At 52.7% G+C, this 19,673-nt stretch carries 15 protein-coding genes and 1 pseudogene; 10 read left to right on the top strand and 6 right to left on the bottom strand.

Annotation, left to right across the window (positions count from 1 at the left end; genetic code table 11):
* Window position 1 precedes the first annotated feature (1 nt).
* From ppdD to IG609_RS16870, 3 genes and pseudogenes are all read right to left on the bottom strand, one after another.
* A complete protein-coding gene (gene ppdD / locus IG609_RS16880) occupies window positions 2-448 on the bottom strand; it encodes a prepilin peptidase-dependent pilin (protein ID WP_193398273.1) in 447 nt (148 codons plus the stop codon).
* Window positions 449-763: 315 nt separating this feature from the next.
* Window positions 764-1,654, bottom strand: a complete 891-nt coding sequence (gene nadC / locus IG609_RS16875; RefSeq protein ID WP_193398274.1) for a carboxylating nicotinate-nucleotide diphosphorylase — start codon at window positions 1,652-1,654, stop codon at window positions 764-766.
* Window positions 1,655-1,798: 144 nt separating this feature from the next.
* Window positions 1,799-1,903, bottom strand: a pseudogene (locus IG609_RS16870) (nucleoside-specific channel-forming protein Tsx); the annotation flags it as partial.
* 160 nt (window positions 1,904-2,063) lie between these two features.
* On the opposite strand from IG609_RS16870, the gene ampD reads away from it, so the two are divergent.
* On the top strand, window positions 2,064-2,636 hold the full coding sequence (ampD, locus tag IG609_RS16865; protein WP_193398275.1) for a 1,6-anhydro-N-acetylmuramyl-L-alanine amidase AmpD: 573 nt from the start codon (window positions 2,064-2,066) through the stop codon (window positions 2,634-2,636).
* Complete coding sequence (ampE, locus tag IG609_RS16860) at window positions 2,636-3,490, top strand: beta-lactamase regulator AmpE (protein ID WP_193398276.1); 855 nt, start codon at window positions 2,636-2,638, stop codon at window positions 3,488-3,490. The genes ampD and ampE overlap by 1 nt, the downstream gene beginning before the upstream one ends.
* 73 nt (window positions 3,491-3,563) lie before the next feature.
* On the opposite strand, the gene IG609_RS16855 is transcribed toward ampE, so the two are convergent.
* A complete protein-coding gene (locus IG609_RS16855; protein ID WP_010681496.1) occupies window positions 3,564-4,922 on the bottom strand; it encodes an amino acid permease in 1,359 nt (452 codons plus the stop codon).
* Between the two features lie 680 nt (window positions 4,923-5,602).
* On the opposite strand from IG609_RS16855, the gene pdhR reads away from it, so the two are divergent.
* The 7 genes from pdhR to IG609_RS16820 all read left to right on the top strand — a co-directional run bounded on the left by pdhR (window position 5,603) and on the right by IG609_RS16820 (window position 14,604).
* Entirely contained in the window at window positions 5,603-6,367 is a 765-nt protein-coding gene (pdhR, locus tag IG609_RS16850) for a pyruvate dehydrogenase complex transcriptional repressor PdhR (protein WP_010306328.1), read from the top strand.
* 141 nt (window positions 6,368-6,508) lie between these two features.
* On the top strand, window positions 6,509-9,172 hold the full coding sequence (aceE, locus tag IG609_RS16845; RefSeq protein ID WP_193398277.1) for a pyruvate dehydrogenase (acetyl-transferring), homodimeric type: 2,664 nt from the start codon (window positions 6,509-6,511) through the stop codon (window positions 9,170-9,172).
* A 14-nt stretch (window positions 9,173-9,186) separates the two neighbouring features.
* Complete coding sequence (aceF, locus tag IG609_RS16840) at window positions 9,187-11,073, top strand: pyruvate dehydrogenase complex dihydrolipoyllysine-residue acetyltransferase (RefSeq protein ID WP_193400192.1); 1,887 nt, start codon at window positions 9,187-9,189, stop codon at window positions 11,071-11,073.
* A 214-nt stretch (window positions 11,074-11,287) separates the two neighbouring features.
* Window positions 11,288-12,712: a dihydrolipoyl dehydrogenase gene (gene lpdA / locus IG609_RS16835; protein WP_014916629.1), complete on the top strand. Its 1,425-nt coding sequence runs from the start codon at window positions 11,288-11,290 to the stop codon at window positions 12,710-12,712.
* Window positions 12,713-12,858: 146 nt separating this feature from the next.
* Window positions 12,859-13,062 (top strand): hypothetical protein, encoded by a 204-nt coding sequence (locus tag IG609_RS16830; protein ID WP_226373146.1) that lies wholly within the window; start codon window positions 12,859-12,861, stop codon window positions 13,060-13,062.
* Window positions 13,052-13,249: a hypothetical protein gene (locus IG609_RS16825; RefSeq protein WP_226373147.1), complete on the top strand. Its 198-nt coding sequence runs from the start codon at window positions 13,052-13,054 to the stop codon at window positions 13,247-13,249. Before IG609_RS16830 ends, IG609_RS16825 begins: the two co-directional genes overlap by 11 nt.
* Window positions 13,250-13,416: 167 nt before the next feature.
* A complete protein-coding gene (locus IG609_RS16820) occupies window positions 13,417-14,604 on the top strand; it encodes a dienelactone hydrolase family protein (protein ID WP_193398450.1) in 1,188 nt (395 codons plus the stop codon).
* 46 nt (window positions 14,605-14,650) lie between these two features.
* Here the strand turns inward: IG609_RS16820 and IG609_RS16815 are convergent, their stop codons facing one another.
* Both IG609_RS16815 and IG609_RS16810 read right to left on the bottom strand, forming a co-directional pair.
* Window positions 14,651-15,979, bottom strand: a complete 1,329-nt coding sequence (locus IG609_RS16815; protein WP_193398278.1) for an MmgE/PrpD family protein — start codon at window positions 15,977-15,979, stop codon at window positions 14,651-14,653.
* 107 nt (window positions 15,980-16,086) lie between these two features.
* Window positions 16,087-17,070, bottom strand: coding sequence for a helix-turn-helix transcriptional regulator (locus IG609_RS16810; protein WP_116155419.1), 984 nt, complete (start codon window positions 17,068-17,070; stop codon window positions 16,087-16,089).
* A 208-nt stretch (window positions 17,071-17,278) separates the two neighbouring features.
* Between IG609_RS16810 and IG609_RS16805 the strand changes: the two genes are divergently transcribed.
* On the top strand, window positions 17,279-19,582 hold the full coding sequence (locus tag IG609_RS16805; protein WP_193400190.1) for a TonB-dependent siderophore receptor: 2,304 nt from the start codon (window positions 17,279-17,281) through the stop codon (window positions 19,580-19,582).
* Window positions 19,583-19,673 lie beyond the last annotated feature (91 nt).

Genomic DNA, 19,673 nt, shown 5'->3' with positions numbered 1-19,673 from the left:
ATTAGCCTGCTGTATTATCGAAACGGAAAACGTCCTGACAGGCAGATTGCAGGCTTTCTGTACTGTCATCCGTGGCACAGCTTTTCGTCCAGCGTGAAGCGCCGATTTCGGTATCCCACGTTGGCGTCAGAATAACGCGCAGCCCTTGCAGAGTAGATTGGCCAGTCAGCGTAATCACGCCTTGAGCGACGCTAACGGCGCTGACATAGCGTGAAGATTTGCTACTCGGAATGCCCTGACTACCTGCATTGCAGGCGGTAAACGCGGCATTTTCCAGACCACAGAGATCGACAGGCGTTTTATAAGACACCATCGTCTGTAGCATGTCCGTTAGCGCTGCTTTTTGCAGATAGCCTTGATAAGCCGGTACGCCAATAGCGCTGAGGATGGCGACGATCGCAATAACGATCATCAGCTCAATCAGCGTAAATCCTTGTTGTGTTGTCATGTTGATTTCCCTGTTGTGGCTCATAAATTAAAGGCTTTGGTGCAGAAATCCATACGGATGGCGGCAGCATAGAAAAGGGCGCGAAGGCTGACGAGCAGGGAAATGTGAAACAGGAAAGCGCTACGACATGTTTTGAGCGGACTTGCAGAGGATTGAAAATTTTTTGCGAGCAGAGACGCAATTTTCACGCTGTCGGGACAGGAAGTCCGCGCGGGATTTGTAGTTTGTGTTGTTACGGTGGTGTGCGAGAGGATGAGATGTCGAGAGGTGAACGAGGTGCGGAATAGCACCTCGCCGATAGAAATAGAAGAGCGGTTAGACGAAGCGCATAGATAAATCCAGTGCCTGTACGTGCTTGGTTAACGCCCCCACGGAGATATAGTCTACGCCCGTTTCCGCATAGCCACGCAGCGTGTCGAGAGTGACGTTACCGGATATCTCCAGCAGCGCGCGGCCTTGCGTGGTGTTAACGGCTTCCCGGATGTTATCCAGACTGAAATTATCCAGCATGATGATATCGGCACCCGCTTCCAGCGCTTGCTGTAATTCGTCCAGTGATTCGACTTCAACCTCTACCGGAACATCGCTGCGCAGAGACTGTGCTTTTTCTACTGCATTTTTGATTGAACCCGCGGCGATGATATGGTTTTCCTTGATCAGGAAAGCATCGGATAGGCCAAGTCGATGGTTGTCTCCACCACCGCATGATACGGCGTATTTCAGCGCGGTTCTCAGCCCAGGCAGCGTCTTGCGTGTATCCAGCAGTCGAGTACGCGTTCCCTGTAATACGGCAACATAGCGGCTGACTTCAGTGGCGACGCCGGACAGCGTTTGCAGGAAATTCAGCGCAGTGCGTTCACCTGTCAGGAGCTGTTTGGCTGGGCCTGTGATGTCACACAGCGTTTGGTTGGGCGTGATAGCGTCGCCATCGGCAACGTGCCAGACGATCGTTGTTGTATCGCCTAATTGAGAAAAGACTTCCTCAAGCCAGCGCGTGCCGCAGAATATGCCCGCTTCACGCGTGATAATGCGTGCGCTGACAGTCTCGTTGTCGGGAAGCAGAAGCGCGGTAATGTCTTGATTAGCATCGACGATGCCACCTAAATCTTCACGCAAGGCCAGTTGCACGCTGGCGGGGATATCTTGTGTAATACGAGCAAGTAAGGCTTGTTGGCGTTGTTCCTGACTGTAGCGACGCGTTGACATGACAAAACTCCGAAAGGGGATTCGGAGGTCTATGCTACCTTGTTTATATCAGGACATCCAGAATGAATACTTATTACAATTCAATATGTTACTTTTATGAGTCTTCCGGCGAACATCCGTGGTCGCCGGAAAGCGGAGGCGATTTTAGAAGTGGTAACCTACGACCAGGTAGTAGCCCCAGCCGGTAGATTTCACTTCAAACGGGCCTTTGCCGAAATTGAGTTCTGCGCCATCAGCCCATTGGCCGCCTGTTGATATCCAGTTGAATAGATAGCGTGGTGTGAAACATGGTATCTTGAATACAAGGACTTTTGGTTACAATTGTTTTTACACTGACGTTGTTTTTACTCCTGAAATTGATTTTTCGCCTGATTCAGCCGGCAAACGATACGATGCGAGGTTATCGCCGATGCTTTTGGAAAATGGCTGGTTATCCGACATTACACACACGCCTTCACCGCATTATGATAGTCGCCCGAATGATGAGGTGCCTTCCCTACTGGTGATCCACAATATCAGCCTGCCGCCCGGTGAGTTTGGCGGTCCGTATATTGATCAACTGTTTACGGCGACGTTGGATCCCACTGCGCATCCTTATTTCGCCGATATTTCCCATTTACGCGTCGCGGCACACTGCCTGATTCGCCGCGATGGGCAAATCACCCAGTATGTGCCTTTCGATCAGCGCGCCTGGCATGCCGGTGTTTCGGTGTTTGAAGGTCGGGAACGCTGTAATGATTTCTCTATTGGCATTGAGCTGGAAGGGACGGATACGCTGCCTTTTACCGCACAGCAGTATCACTCGCTGGTTGCAATTACACGCCTGTTAATGCAGGCCTATCCTATTACGCTATCGCGAATTACCGGACACAGCGACATCGCACCGGGCCGTAAAACCGACCCCGGACCGGCATTTGACTGGGACGGCTATCATCGTCTGTTACAAGAAAACGGGACAGAGAACAAAGGGAGTCTGGATTAATGACGCTGTTTACACTGTTGCTTACGCTGGCATGGGAACGCTTGTTCAAACAGGGCGAGCACTGGCAGATCGATCATCGGCTTGAGGTTGTATTCCGGCACGTGCCGTCTCCGTCTTTGCTGCAAACGCTGTTTCTGACGCTCTGCAGCATGGGCATCGTGGCGTGCTTGCTGTGGCTCACGAGCGGCATTCTGTTTGGCCTGATTTCTCTTCTGCTGTGGATTGTCATCAGCCTGATGTGCATTGGTGCGGGTGAAATCCGTCAGCACTATCGGCGCTATTTGCAGGCGGCACAGCGCGGTGAGGCGGATGCCAGCCGGGAGATGGCGGCTGAACTGGCGCTGATTCACGGTCTGCCCGTTGGCACGGGAGAAGAAGAGCAACTGAAAGAGCTGCAAAATGCGCTGCTGTGGATAAATTTCCGGTTTTATTTAGCGCCGCTGTTCTGGTTTATCGCAGTTGGACCCTACGGGCCGATTGCGCTGACGGGGTATGCATTTTTACGCGCCAGACAAACCTGGCTTGCCCGCCACCACACCCCGCTGGAGCGCGCGCAGTCTGGCGTCGATAGTTTACTGCATTGGCTTGATTGGATCCCTGCACGTTTAGCGGGTGCCGCTTACGCACTGCTGGGACACGGCGAGAAAGCGCTGCCTGCCTGGTTCGCTTCGCTGGGGGATTCTCGCAGTTCACAGTATTGGGTGTTGACTCAACTGGCTCAGTTTTCTCTCGCGCGTGAATCCCACGTTGAGCCTGTAGATACGCCCAAAGCCGCCGTGACGCTGGCGAAAAAGGTGACGCTAGCATTGGTGGTGGTGGTCGCGCTCCTGACCATATACGGCGCGCTGGTTTGATTTTAAACGTTGATATGATCTAAAAATGGCCGACAGAGTCGGCCATGGAAAAGGATGTGGTGAACGCTGAGGCTTAAGCCGCCTGATTTTTCTTTTTGATAAAGTAGCCCACGGCCAGAATAACCAGCCAGACCGGAATCAGCATGACGGAAATCTGAATGCCTGGCGTCAGGAACATGATGACCAGTATGCCGGCCAGGAACAGCAGACAGATATAGTTACCCAGCGGATAAAGCAGCGCTTTAAACTTGGTCACCGTACCTTCTTTGTCCTTTTGCGCACGGAACTTCAGGTGCGCCAGACTGATCATCGCCCAGTTAATCACAAGAGCCGACACGACCAGCGCCATCAGCAACTCGAAGGCTTTACCCGGAATGAGGTAGTTGATCAGGACGCACAGCGCCGTCGCCAGCGCGGAGATACCGATAGCAACAACCGGAACGCCACGAGCATCGACAGTTTTCAGTACTTTCGGTCCGTTACCCTGTTTCGCCAGACCGAACAGCATGCGGCTGTTGCAATACACGCAGCTGTTGTAAACGGACAGCGCCGCGGTCAGTACCACGATGTTCAGCACCGTTGCCACAACGTTACTGTTCAGTTCATGGAAGATCATGACGAATGGGCTACCGCCTTCCACAACCTTGCCCCACGGGTACAGTGACAGCAGGATCGCGAGTGAACCGATGTAGAAAATCAGGATGCGGTAGATAACCTGATTGGTCGCGCGTGGAATGCTTTTCTCTGGGTCATCTGCTTCTGCTGCGGTAATCCCCACCAGCTCCAGCCCGCCAAATGAGAACATGATAACGGCCATCGCCATCACCAGACCGAGCACGCCATTCGGGAAGAACCCGCCCTGCGCCCACAGGTTGGTTACGGTCGCTTCCGGCCCGCCCGTACCGCTAAGCAGCAGCCAGCCACCGAAGACGATCATGCCAATAATCGCAACGACTTTGATGATGGCAAACCAAAATTCCATCTCACCGTAGACTTTGACGTTCGCCAGATTGATGGCGTTAATCAGCAGGAAGAAGACGGCGGCGGACACCCAGGTCGGAATGTCTGGCCACCAGTACTGGACGTAAATCCCCACGGCGCTAAGTTCGGCCATGGCAACCAGCACATACAGTACCCAGTAGTTCCATCCTGATGCAAAGCCCGCGAAATCGCCCCAGTATTTATAAGCAAAGTGGCTGAACGATCCGGCTACCGGCTCTTCAACCACCATCTCGCCCAGTTGACGCATAATGAGAAACGCGATCAGGCCGCCAATCGCATAGCCTAACAGGACCGATGGCCCAGCCATTTTGATTGTCTGCGCAATACCAAGAAAGAGGCCAGTACCTACCGCGCCACCCAAGGCAATCAACTGAATATGACGGTTTTTCAAACCACGCTTTAGCGTGCCGTCCGTTTGTTGATTATCCATCAAATTTAACCCTCTGCCAGTGCAAGTAAAAAACACGGTGTGAACGAACACGCGTATTAGTGACTATACGTTTGTGTAATTTTATTTTTACGGAACGGTATTTCTTAAAATAATGAAACCGCTACCGTTTGCCAGAGAATAGTGGTAAGTGCGCAAGATTGCACTGATTTCTTATCGTCTGATAATTAAAAGCTATCGCTACATCAAAATTTTCATCCTTCTTTAATTAAGAGCCTGATGACAAGAAAATCGAGAGAGGTTTTTTAGGATGGGAAGGGGTTGTTACCTCTTTAGGTTTACTCCTTTTTATTATCTCTTTATCCCCGCAGTAAAAAGAGTGCTCACCACAATGTGGCGTTGCTGGAGAATGCTTTTCTTTTTAGAATAAAAATTCTTATTTTTTGAATTAAAATTCATTATTTCCGTATTTAAACGGTTCAGCAATGCCTGCTTTACGTTTCAAAAAAGTTAAAATATAGACAGAGGGGATTAATGGTAATACCACAGGCGGGCTATCACTTTGCCGCATATTTCTCGTGCATTTGTTAAAATCTGGTGGGATTGGTGATTTAGCTCAAGGTCCTTATGGACAGAAGGTGAATACTTTGTTACTTTAGCGTCACGTTTTTGAAATTGGTATTACCAATTGACTCCGCGCCATTCGCAGAGAAGAATTCATTATGGCATACAGCAAGATCCGTCAGCCCAAACTGTCAGATGTGATTGAACAGCAGTTGGAGTTTCTGATTCTTGAGGGAACCTTGCGCCCCGGCGAGAAGCTCCCACCGGAGCGCGAACTGGCAAAGCAGTTCGATGTTTCCCGCCCTTCTCTGAGAGAAGCCATTCAACGCCTGGAAGCCAAAGGTCTCCTTTTGCGCCGTCAGGGTGGTGGTACCTTCGTTCAAGCCAATCTATGGCAAAGCGTCAGCGATCCGCTGGCAGAATTACTGAGCACACATCCCGAATCACAGTTCGATCTTCTGGAAACGCGTCATGCGCTGGAAGGCATTGCTGCCTACTATGCTGCGTTGCGTGGCACAGAGTCGGATCTGCAGCGTATCCGGGATTGTCATGCCGTGATTGAGAAGGCGAGGGAAGCGGGCGATCTGGACGCCGAATCAGAAGCCGTTATGCAGTATCAGGTTGCTGTAACAGAAGCGACGCATAATGTGGTGTTGCTGCATTTGGTGCGCTGTATGGGGCCGATGCTCGAACAGAATGTGAGGCAGAATTTTGAATTGCTTTATTTGAGCCGTGAAGTGTTGGCTCAGGTGAGCATTCATCGCGCCAGCATCTTTGAGGCGATTGTTGCCCGTGAGCCAGAGAAGGCGCGCGAAGCATCACACCGTCATCTGGCGTTTATTGAGGAAGTATTGCTGGATCTTAACCGGGAACATAGTCGGCGCGAGAGATCGCTGCGTCGGCTCCAGCAACGCAGGGATTGAGCATCCGTAATTTGGTGCTCTGAATGCGGTAATGACGACGATGAGCCTGTCTTCATGTGTTTTGCTTAGGACGAAACCTGACTCAGAATGCAGGAAGACAGGCTCCATAAACTAACTGATTAGAGAAGATAAGGAATAACCATGTCAGATCGTTTAAATAATGACGTGGATCCGATCGAAACCCGCGACTGGCTGCAGGCGATCGAATCGGTCATCCGTGAAGAGGGTGTTGAACGCGCCCAGTTCCTGATTGATCAGGTTCTGAGTGAAGCACGTAAAGGCGGTGTCAGCGTTGCTGCTGGTACAGCTGCACGTCAATACATCAACACCATCGCAGTGGAAGACGAGCCGGAATACCCTGGTAATCTGGATCTGGAACGTCGTATTCGCTCAGCAATCCGCTGGAACGCGATCATGACAGTGCTGCGTGCTTCTAAAAAGGATCTGGATCTGGGCGGCCACATGGCTTCTTTCCAGTCTTCCGCCACTTTCTATGAAGTGTGCTTTAACCACTTCTTCCGTGCTCGCACTGCGCAGGACGGCGGCGACCTGGTCTACTTCCAGGGCCACATTTCTCCGGGCGTTTACGCTCGTGCCTTCCTTGAAGGCCGCCTGACTGAAGATCAGATGAACAATTTCCGTCAGGAAGTTCACGGTAACGGTCTGTCTTCTTATCCGCACCCGAAACTGATGCCGGACTTCTGGCAGTTCCCGACCGTCTCTATGGGTCTGGGCCCGATCGGTGCTATCTACCAGGCTAAATTCCTGAAGTATCTGGAAAACCGTGGTCTGAAAGATACCTCTAAGCAAACCGTTTATGCCTTCCTGGGCGACGGTGAAATGGACGAACCAGAATCCAAAGGTGCGATCACTATCGCGACCCGTGAAAAACTGGACAACCTGGTGTTCGTCATCAACTGTAACCTGCAGCGTCTGGATGGTCCGGTTACCGGTAATGGTAAGATCATCAACGAGCTGGAAGGTATCTTTAGCGGCGCTGGCTGGGATGTGATTAAAGTCATGTGGGGCGACCGTTGGGACGAACTGCTGCGTAAAGACACCAGCGGTAAACTGATCCAACTGATGGAAGAAACCGTTGACGGTGACTACCAGACCTTCAAATCCAAAAACGGTGCCTATGTGCGTGAGCACTTCTTCGGTAAATACCCGGAGACGGCAGAACTGGTTAAAGACTGGACCGACGATCAAATTTGGTCACTGAACCGTGGTGGTCACGATCCGAAGAAAGTCTACGCTGCACTGAAAAAAGCGCAGGACACCAAAGGCAAACCAACCGTTATTCTGGCACATACCATTAAAGGTTATGGTATGGGCGACGCGGCTGAAGGTAAGAACATCGCTCACCAGGTTAAGAAAGTTAACATGGATGGCGTGCGTTACTTCCGCGACCGCTTCAACGTGCCAGTGTCTGATGCTGACATCGAAAAACTGCCGTACATCACTTTCGATAAAGAGTCTGCAGAGTACAAATACCTGCACGAACGTCGTCAGGCGCTGGGTGGCTACCTGCCATCTCGTCAGCCTAACTTCAGCGAAAAACTGGAACTGCCAACGCTGGAAGATTTCAGCACCCTGCTGGAAGAGCAGAACAAAGAAATCTCTACCACTATCGCGTTTGTACGTGCCCTGAACGTGATGCTGAAGAACCAATCTATCAAAGATCGTCTGGTTCCAATCATCGCTGACGAAGCGCGTACCTTTGGTATGGAAGGCCTGTTCCGCCAGATCGGTATTTATAGCCCGAAAGGCCAGCAGTACACTCCGCAGGACCGTGAGCAGGTTGCTTACTACAAAGAAGACCAGAAAGGTCAGATTCTGCAGGAAGGTATCAACGAGCTGGGCGCAGGTTCTTCCTGGCTGGCGGCGGCAACGTCTTACAGCACCAACAACCTGCCGATGATCCCGTTCTACATCTACTACTCCATGTTCGGTTTCCAACGTATTGGCGACCTGTGCTGGGCAGCGGGTGACCAACAGGCTCGTGGCTTCCTGATCGGTGGTACTTCCGGTCGTACGACGCTGAACGGCGAAGGTCTGCAGCACGAAGATGGTCACAGCCACATTCAGTCTCTGACTATTCCGAACTGTATTTCCTACGATCCGGCATTTGCCTACGAAGTTGCGGTCATCATGCATGACGGTCTGCATCGCATGTACGGTGAAGCGCAGGAAAACATTTACTACTACATCACCACGCTGAACGAAAACTACCACATGCCTGCCATGCCGCAGGGTGCGGAAGAAGGTATCCGTAAGGGTATCTACAAGCTGGAAACGGTTGAAGGTAGCAAAGGTAAAGTGCAACTGCTGGGTTCTGGCTCTATCCTGCGTCACGTACGTGAAGCAGCTCAGATTCTGGCGACAGACTACGGCATCGGTTCTGACGTATTCAGCGTGACGTCCTTCACTGAACTGGCACGTGAAGGCCAGGATTGTGAGCGTTGGAACATGCTGCATCCAACCGAAACGCCACGCGTACCTTACGTGGCTCAGGTACTGAGCGATGCGCCAGCGGTGGCATCTACTGACTACATGAAGCTGTTTGCTGAGCAAATCCGTAACTTCGTCCCTGCTAGCGATTACCGCGTACTGGGTACTGACGGTTTCGGTCGTTCTGACAGCCGTGAGAACCTGCGTCACCACTTTGAAGTTGATGCGTCTTACGTCGTGGTTGCGGCTCTGGGTGAACTGGCTAAACGCGGTGAAATCGATAAGAAAGTGGTTGCTGATGCCATCACTAAATTCAACATCGATGCAGATAAAGTTAACCCGCGTCTGGCATAAGAGGTAAAGATTACATGGCTATCGAAATCAACGTACCGGATATCGGTGCAGATGAAGTTGAAGTCACCGAAGTGCTGGTGAAGGTTGGCGATAAAGTTGAAGCTGAACAATCGCTGATCACGGTTGAAGGTGATAAGGCTTCTATGGAAGTCCCTTCTCCGCAGGCTGGTGTCGTGAAAGAGATTAAAGTCTCTGTCGGTGACAAAGTTGAAACTGGCAAACTGATCATGATTTTCGATTCCGCCGACGGTGCAGCTGACGCTGCACCTGCCAAGGCAGAAGAGAAGAAAGAAGCGGCTCCGGCTGCTGCCCCAGCGGCATCGGCAGCGAAAGACGTCAACGTACCGGATATCGGCGGTGACGAAGTCGAAGTGACTGAAGTGCTGGTTAAAGTGGGCGACACCGTTGCTGCTGAACAGTCTCTGATCACCGTAGAAGGCGATAAAGCGTCTATGGAAGTCCCGGCACCTTTCGCAGGTACGGTTAAAGAGATCAAAATCAGCACCGGCGATAAAGTTTCTACCGGTTCTCTGATCATGGTATTCGAAGTGGCGGGTGCTGCACCTGCTGCCGCTCCGGCACAAGCCGCTGCTCCAGCAGCAGCTTCTTTAGCGGCCTCTGCCGCTAAAGAAGTTAACGTACCGGATATCGGCGGTGACGAAGTCGAAGTGACTGAAGTGATGGTTAAAGTGGGCGATAAAATCGCGGCTGAGCAATCACTGATCACCGTTGAAGGCGATAAGGCTTCGATGGAAGTCCCTGCGCCGTTCGCGGGTACGGTTAAAGAAATCAAAATCAGCACCGGCGACAAAGTGAAAACCGGTTCACTGATCATGGTCTTCGAAGTGGAAGGCGCCGCACCTGCGGCGGCTCCAGTTGCTAAGCAAGAAGCGGCAACTGCACCTGCTCCAGCGGCAAAACCTGCTGCTGCACCGGCTGCGAAAGCAGAAGGCAAGAGCGAGTTCGCTGAGAATGATGCTTACATTCACGCCACGCCGGTTATCCGTCGTCTGGCTCGTGAATTCGGCGTGAATCTGGCGAAAGTGAAGGGTTCTGGTCGTAAAGGCCGTATCCTGCGCGAAGACGTTCAGGCTTACGTGAAAGATGCCGTGAAACGCGCTGAGTCCGCGCCAACTGCTGCCGCTGGCGGCGGTCTGCCGGGCATGCTGCCATGGCCGAAAGTCGACTTCAGCAAGTTTGGTGAAGTGGAAGAAGTGGAACTGGGCCGTATCCAGAAAATCTCTGGTGCTAACCTGAGCCGTAACTGGGTGATGATCCCGCACGTTACGCACTTCGACAAAACGGATATCACCGATCTGGAAGCGTTCCGTAAACAGCAGAACGCCGAAGCTGAGAAGCGCAAGCTGGATGTGAAATTCACCCCAGTTGTCTTCATCATGAAAGCTGTTGCCGCTGCGCTTGAGCAGATGCCACGCTTCAACAGTTCCTTGTCTGAAGATGCACAACGTCTGACGCTGAAGAAATACATCAACATCGGTGTTGCGGTTGATACCCCGAACGGTCTGGTGGTTCCGGTCTTTAAAGACGTGAACAAGAAGAGCATCACTGAACTGTCTCGTGAACTGATGGCGATCTCCAAGAAAGCCCGTGACGGTAAGCTGACCGCTGGCGAAATGCAGGGCGGATGCTTCACGATCTCCAGCCTGGGCGGCATCGGGACTACGCACTTTGCGCCGATCGTCAACGCGCCGGAAGTTGCTATTCTTGGTGTGTCTAAGTCCGCGATGGAACCGGTCTGGAATGGTAAAGAGTTCACTCCGCGTCTGATGATGCCGATGTCTCTGTCCTTCGACCACCGTGTCATTGACGGTGCTGATGGTGCTCGCTTCATTACCATCATTAATAACATGTTGTCTGACATCCGCCGTCTGGTGATGTAATCGAAAAGCCGGCCTGACGGCCGGCTTTTTTCTGATAAGCTGTAATTTGTTACAGCTGTCAGTGATCAAGGACAAATCGTTAGTCGCTTGTTGTTTCAAAATTGTTAACGATTTTGTAAACTACTGCGGCAAAGACACGTCCCGGTGGAAGAGGGCGTTAAGACTCAATAACAATGACGTCACAGACCCGCCGGAAATCAATTAAGAGGTCATGATGAGTACTGAAATTAAAGCTCAGGTAGTGGTACTTGGTGCCGGCCCCGCGGGTTACTCTGCTGCATTCCGCGCGGCGGATTTGGGTCTGGAAACCGTACTGGTAGAGCGCTACTCCACGTTGGGTGGGGTGTGTCTGAATGTGGGTTGTATCCCTTCCAAAGCCCTGCTGCACGTTGCTAAAGTTATTGAAGAAGCCAAAGCACTGGCAGAACACGGTATCGTGTTCGGTGAACCTAAAACCGACATTGATAAAATCCGTCTGTGGAAAGAAAAAGTCATCACCCAACTGACCGGTGGTCTGGCTGGCATGGCGAAAGGCCGTAAAGTTAAAGTGGTTAACGGTCTGGGCAAATTCACTGGTGCCAACACGCTGGAAGTTGACGGCGAAAACGGCAAAACGACGATCAACTTCGATAACGCGATTATCGCGGCGGGTTCACGTCCAATCCAACTGCCTTTCATTCCTCATGATGACCCGCGCGTATGGGATTCTACCGATGCGCTGGAGCTGAAAAGCGTCCCAGGACGTCTTCTTGTTATGGGCGGCGGTATCATCGGTCTGGAAATGGGTACCGTTTACCATGCTCTGGGTTCACAGATCGACGTGGTTGAAATGTTCGATCAGGTTATCCCGGCTGCTGACAAAGATGTCGTTAAGGTTTTCACCAAGCGTATCAGCAAGCAGTTCAACCTGATGCTGGAAACCAAAGTGACGGCAGTAGAAGCCAAAGAAGATGGCATCTATGTGACGATGGAAGGCAAAAAAGCGCCAGCCGAGCCACAGCGTTACGATGCGGTTCTGGTTGCTATCGGTCGTGTACCGAACGGCAAAAACCTGGATGCTGGCAAAGCGGGCGTGGAAGTTGACGATCGCGGCTTCATCCACGTTGACAAGCAAATGCGCACCAACGTGCCACACATCTACGCTATCGGCGACATCGTCGGTCAGCCGATGCTGGCGCACAAAGGCGTGCATGAAGGCCACGTTGCTGCCGAAGTGATCTCCGGCAAGAAACACTACTTCGATCCGAAAGTGATTCCTTCTATCGCCTATACCGAACCGGAAGTGGCCTGGGTAGGTCTGACAGAGAAAGAAGCGAAAGAGAAAGGCATCAGCTACGAAACCGCGACTTTCCCATGGGCGGCGTCTGGCCGTGCTATCGCGTCTGACTGCGCTGACGGTATGACCAAACTGATTTTCGACAAAGAAACTCACCGTGTTATCGGTGGGGCGATTGTCGGTACTAACGGTGGTGAACTGTTAGGTGAAATCGGTCTGGCGATCGAGATGGGCTGTGATGCAGAAGATATCGCACTGACCATCCATGCGCACCCAACGCTGCATGAGTCTGTTGGTCTGGCGGCTGAAATCTTTGAAGGCAGCATCACCGACCTGCCGAACCCGAAAGCGAAGAAGAAGTAAGTTCGCTCAGGTTCGACTAGCGTGAATTCAATCCGGCACCTTTTATAGGTGCCGGATTTTTTTTACGCATCAGAGGCGGGAAATACTCGTGCGCAGAGGAAATCGACGAGTGCCCGTACTTTTGGCATGATGAAACCGAGACTATTTTGGCGGTCATCGGTTATTACGAAAATCAGCAACTGGTAGATGACACTCTTGCTCAGGTTGAAGGTGTGATTGTCACTAAACGTGAACGAAACGCCAATGTCGCGAGCGCCATGTATAAGGCGCTCATTAATGACGGCATTGTGCTGGTGAGTGATAACTCAATTCCCAGGTGGGAAAACCTTGTGGGCACGTATGGCGCGTAAAGAAGCCGGTATTCAGGTATTTGTATTCGACTCAGAACAGCGTGCGTTTTGGCCGTATGACGGAGAACGAATCCGATATGATGGTCGCAGTATTCCCGAAAGCAATATCTGGAGTCTTGCACCGAATGAATCGCGCAAAGGGGCTGTGCTGGTGGCTGAACGTAAACGAGGTGAATCTGTAGCCTGATGTCATTTTGCGCCTACTGCTACGATGAATCATAATCCGGCACCGTAAAGGTGCTGGATTTTTTTTGCCTGCGGCTTCGCAGAATGCGCGTTCCGTCCGTTTATTTTTAGCCGCGTCAATTACAATCAAACCTCAAAAAGAAACGACGTTTTATTTTTGAGGTTATGATGAATCTTAATACCTTACGCTCCTCTGTCTGGCTACTGGCGGCTTTGCTGACCAGTCCTTCACTGATGGCGAACGATATGACCCCTACGATTCAACCCGCGACAGATCAGGCGGTGACGGATGAAGGGCTTCCTTCATTCTATCCGCAGCTGAAACGGCAGATGACCTACTCGGATTCCTGGCTATCTGGGCGTTTTACGGATTTTAGCCAGTGGCAAGCCCAGTCGAGAAAAACGCTGCGTTCGCTGCTCCTGACGCCGGATTCCACCAAAGACTTTGCCCCGCAGGCGATGGAAAAACAGGATCGCGGTAGTTACACGGCGGAGAAAGTCGCATTCAATCTGACGGATGAAAGCCGCGTAGACGCGTTGCTCCTGACGCCAAAAAGTGCGGGGCCGCATCCTGCGGTGATCCTGCTGCACGATCACGGCGCGAAGTTTGATATCGGCAAAGAGAAGATGATCAAGCCGTGGGGCAATGACGCACAGCTCGATTCCGCACAGGCATGGGCAGATAAGTTTTTCACTGGCCGCTTTGTCGGGGATGAGCTGGCGAAGCGGGGTTATGTGGTGCTGGCGGTCGATGCGCTAGGTTGGGGATCGCGCGGGCCGATCAAATATGAGCAGCAGCAGGCGCTGGCGAGCAATTTCTTTAATCTGGGGCGCTCACTTGCAGGGCTGATGGCCTACGAAGACATGCGGGCGACGGACTTTCTGGCATCGCTTGAACAGGTTGATAAACAACGCATCGGCGTTGTGGGCTTCTCGATGGGGGCCTATCGTGCCTGGCAGCTCGCCGCGCTGTCCGACAAGGTGGCGGCAACGGCAGCGGTGTCCTGGATTGGCACGTACGATGGCCTGATGACGCCAGGCAACAATGTACTGAGAGGGCAGTCGGCATTCTATATGCTGCATCCGGGGTTACCGACACGCTTTGACTTCCCAGATGTGGCTAGCGTCGCCGCGCCAAAACCGATGCTGTTATTTAACGGCGGCAAAGACAAACTGTTCCCGACGCAATCCGTCGAGGATGCCTATGCCAAAATGCACAAGGTGTGGCAATCCCAGCGGGCGGACAGCAAGCTGCAAACCAAGATCTGGCCTGAGCTGGGACACGTTTTCTATCAGGAGCAGCAGGAAGAAGTCTTTAGCTTTTTGGACCAGTGGCTAAAGCCTGCATCCCGCTAAAACCAGCATCTTGTTAAAACTAGCATTTTGTTAAAACAGTACCTTGTTAAAACAACAGCCCAAGCAAATAGAGTAAATCGCCTTCCTGCCGTAATGCACAGCGGTCGGCGATCTGATTGCTGTCGAGATGCGCCAGCGAACCGATCGTTTGCCGCAGTTTGGCGCGGAGATCGGTAGGGCGTGCCGAGGTTTCCTGACGTGTGGTGCGCTGGATTAGCGTGCTGCCGTTACGCAAGTGCAGCGTAACCTCATGAAAACGTGCTTCCGGGTCAAGCTCATCGGGTGGAGCGGTTTCATCGGCGTGGCGTATGACGCGGTTCGCTAGCGCGGCGATCGTGGTTTCAACCGGGGCTTCTGAAAAATGAGCCAGCTTTAGCTCCCCTTCAATCAGTGCTGCCGCAATCACATATTCCAGACTGAACCGGGCTTCTACCCCGTTTGTCGCGTTACGGATAAAGGGAGCAACATCGCCGCCCGGCGGGAAAGTCACCGTGATCTGTTCGATGGCAGCGGCCAGATCGGCATCCGCCCCATTCTGCTGATGCCACTGTTCCCGCAGGGCAAACGCGGCTTCGGCAGCGCTGTGGGTGCCACCACAGGTTGGGTAGCGCTTGAACTCCAGACCGGGAGACAACATACGCCACGGCGCGCCCCAGTTTTCAACCAGCAGCTCCGGCTGTTGTTTTTGATCGCCGTGCGCCGCAAGAAAGGCGTCAATCACCTGCTGTTCGTTGCCCTCAAAGCCCGCTAAGCCCAGCTTGACGGCGGTTAGCCCCGCTCTGGCGGAAAGCCCGGCATGTAGCGGTTTGACCGCTGAACCAAACTGCGCCCGCAGCCCAGCGGCCTGCGTGGCCGCCAGACCAAGAATGGTTTGCGTCTGTTCTACCGACGCGCCAGCCAGACGTGCAGCAGCGGCAGCGGCGGCGATAGCGCCGAGCGTCGCCGTGTTGTGGTAGCCGAGGCTGTAATGACGCGGGCCGCATGCCAGCCCGATTCTGCCTGCGGCTTCCACACCGATCACATACGCCGTCAAAAATGCCTCTTCCGTGACGGAGAAATCTTCTGCAGCCAGAGCAAACAGGGCAGGCAGAATGACGGTGCTGGGGTGGCCGCGAAACGCCGGATGGTAATCGTCAAAATCCAATACGTGACCGGCATAACCCAGAATCAGGCTACGCGTCAGGCTGTCCGTGCCGCTGAAGACCTGCTTTAACGGCGCAAGCCCGCTATCGGCAATCGCACCCTGTACGATGGGAAGTGCGGTTGAAACGAAGTCAGTCACCCCGTTACGGGCAGCCTCTAGCGCTTCTCGATGAGGTTCGCTATGGATGATGTGGTGGGCAAGCGTTGCGGTGATATCAGTCTGATTGGTCATGGATAGTCGTGTGCTGGCAGAAAAACACTAATTTACTGCGCATCGCTGAAGAGCGATTAATAACCAAACGGAATAATAAATTCCATTTGGTTATTAGTAATTCGGAATCAGAAGCGGTCTTTTAGCTGCCCCGGTGTGATACCGAATGCACGACGCAGAGCGGTGGCAAAGTTGGCGGGGCTGTTGTAACCGGCGATGCTGGCGGCTTGGGCAATACCGATCCCGTCTTTCTGCAAGGCCAGCATAGCGCGCTGTAAACGGCAGTTACGCAGGTATTCAAACACGCTCATATTGAACGTCTGACGAAAGTGGCGCTGTAGCGTGCTTTCGCTCATGTTGACGCTTTTAGCGATTTCACTCATCGAAAGATGGTCGGCGCTGCCGCTTTCCAGCATATCTCTGACCTGTTGAATGCGATGGTAGCTGCGCAGGGTCACACCGCTGCTTTTTTCCTGCGCGACGCTGGCGGTCAATGAGGTAAACGCCTCGATAATCAGGCTCATACACTGCATTTCCAGATACAGGCGCTGGAGCGGCGTTTGACAAGGTTCGGCATCCAGCGTTTGTAAAGCAATCGCCAGCGCCTGCCGGGACGGTGTCCACAGGTGTGTCGCCAGATGGGTCTGCGTGAAATCGTGGATGGCCTGCCAGTCGCCAACGGTATCCAGCATATTGCCGTACAGCCATTCCCTGTCGAACGTCAGCGTAATCGTTCGCTCATATTCATCGCGCTTGCCGATGCGGGTAAACATCGTCGGCTCCGTCAGCGCAATCAGCGAGGCGGGCTGCTTCTCTCCCAGATGCAGTTCCTGATGACCAAAGGAGATGTGCGCATTGCCACTTACCACGATGGCCAGCTTGATGGCGCCATCCAGCAGGTTTTGGGTTTTCATATTGTGGCGATTAATCACATCCGCGGTATGCAGGATCAGATGGGGATTGAGCTGTACGACAGTGAACGACCCGAATAGCACCGGCGTGTTATCGATCAGCCGGGGGCCGATAAACCGGTAATTATTCGCGACCAGACTCGATTGCTGAACGATGTGATCTTTATAGATCGGCTTTGATGACTGAGTGAAGCTGCGCACGTGATTACCTACCTGATTAAACCCTTCGACCTGCGCCTTCCATTTTGATGCTTTGGCAAAACATTTTGCTGCTAGAGCAAACCCCGTCCTGAATGACAAATGTAACAATGACCGCGCCAAAATGGTAATGCAAATACTTCTCAATAGCATTTTTCGTTGGGGACGTCACAGTGCGAGGCCTCATTTCTTACAGGGCAGGATAATTTTGATGAAACTACCACAATCGCGTCGTTATCTGGCGACGCTCATTGGCGTTAGCTGCGGGATGACGTCGTTTCTGAGCGCTGCGCAGACTTCGACCGCGCCTTCAACAGAACCTGCCCCTCAGGTGCAGAATCAGGCCGAAAGTAAAGCATCGGGCGATACGATGGTGGTGACGGCCGCTGAGCAAACCCGTCAGGCTCCAGGCGTGTCGGTGATTACGGCTGAAGATATCAGCAAACGTCCGCCCGCTAACGATCTGTCCGATCTGATTCGCACCATGCCGGGCGTCAATCTGTCCGGTAACTCAACCAGCGGCCAGCGTGGTAACAACCGCCAGATCGATATCCGCGGCATGGGACCGGAAAACACACTGATTCTGGTGGATGGCAAGCCCGTGTCGAGCCGTACAGCTGTGCGTTACGGCTGGCGCGGCGAGCGTGATACCCGTGGTGACACCAACTGGGTGCCTGCCGATATGGTCGAGCGCATTGAAGTGCTGCGCGGCCCAGCCGCGGCGCGCTATGGTAACGGCGCAGCGGGCGGTGTGGTTAATATCATCACCAAACAGCCGACGCAAGAATGGCACGGCACCTGGAATACCTTCCTGAACGCACCGGAGCATCGTTCAGAAGGCGCAACCAAGCGTACCGATTTCAGCCTGATGGGCGGCCTGACCGACAGCTTGAGCTTCCGTCTGTACGGCAACCTGAATAAAACCGAGGCTGATGCACGCGATATTAACCAAGGGCATCAGTCCGCACGCGCGGGCAATCAATCAGCTTCACTGCCTTCCGGACGAGAAGGGGTGCGTAATAAAGATGTTAATGGTCTGTTGCGTTGGGATATGACCAAGCAGCAGTCGCTGGAATTTGAAGCGGGTTCCAGCCGTCAGGGCAATATCTATGCGGGCGATACACAAAATACAAATACCGATGTCAATACAGGTTATGTTCGCGGTAATTATGGTAAGGAAACCAACCGCATGTACCGCCAAAACTTCGCAGTAACGCATCGCGGCTACTGGGACAGCGGCGTCAGCTCTACGTCGTATCTGCAATACGAACGCACGCACAATACCCGTATTCTGGAAGGATTGGCAGGCGGAACCGAAGGACTGTTTTCTGCAGCGGATACCTTCGGAACTATAAAACTGGATAATTTCACCGCGCACAACGAAGTGAATCTTCCGCTGAATCTATGGGTCGATCAGGTACTCACGTTCGGAGTTGAGTGGAACGAGCAGAAGATGACGGATCCGGTTTCGAACTTGCAGACGACAACCGAAGCGGGCAGCGTAGGTTCACTGAGCAGCAGCGGTCGTAGTGAGAAATCTGCGGCTCGTCTGGCTTCTGCCTTTGTGGAAGATAACGTCCAACTGACGGACAGTACCATGTTGACGCCAGCGCTGCGCGTCGATCATCACAGCACGGCAGGCACCAACTGGAGCCCGTCGCTCAACCTGTCGCAGGAACTGGGTGACGATTACACGCTGAAGTTAGGTATCGCTCGTGCTTACAAAGCGCCGAACCTGTACCAGACTAACGAGAATTATCTCCTCTATAGCCGTGGACAGGGCTGTGCTGGCGGCACGTCTTGCTACCTGATCGGCAATGAAGACCTGAAGGCGGAAACCAGCCTGAATAAAGAGATTGGTCTGGAGTTTCACCGTGATGGGTTGATCGCGGGTATTACCTACTTCCACAACGATTACCGTAACAAAATTGAAGCAGGCAACAATGTTATCGGTAAAGCGGTAGGCGGAACCAATACCCAATATGCTAATGCCAATATCTTCCAGTGGGGCAATGTACCGAAAGCCGTTATTCAGGGACTGGAAGGTAACCTGACCGTTCCTGTCACGGAAAGCATCAACTGGCGTAACAACCTGACCTGGATGCTGGAATCGAAAAATAAAACCACGGGCGATTATCTGTCGATTACGCCGGCGTTTACCCTGAACTCATCAGTGGACTGGCAGGCAACGGAAAGCCTTTCCTTCCTGGCCGATGTGACCTGGTATGGCCGCCAGAAGCCGAAGAAATATAACTACAAAGGTGAGCGAGTAACGGGTAGCGCAACCAATGAGTTAAGCCCTTATGCGCTGTTTGGGTTAAGCAGTACCTATAAGTTTAACAAGAACCTGAGCGTGACCGGTGGTGTCGATAACCTGTTTGATAAACGCCTGTTCCGCGCGGGTAATGCGCAGGATGTGGTGAACAATAACGTGGTTACCATTGCGGGCGCTGGTGCGGCAACCTATAACGAACCGGGACGGACTTTCTTTGTCAGTGTGAATACGTCGTTCTAAGTTTTATCTCCGTCATACTGAATCGCGAATGCCACGGTGCCATTGTGCCGTGGCGTTTTTTATGGCGTGCCATCTCTGGCCTTCACCCTGC

The sequence above is a fragment of the Pectobacterium quasiaquaticum genome, assembly GCF_014946775.2.
Taxonomy (GTDB): domain Bacteria; phylum Pseudomonadota; class Gammaproteobacteria; order Enterobacterales; family Enterobacteriaceae; genus Pectobacterium; species Pectobacterium aquaticum.
This window is presented reverse-complemented; position numbering and strand designations above follow the sequence as displayed.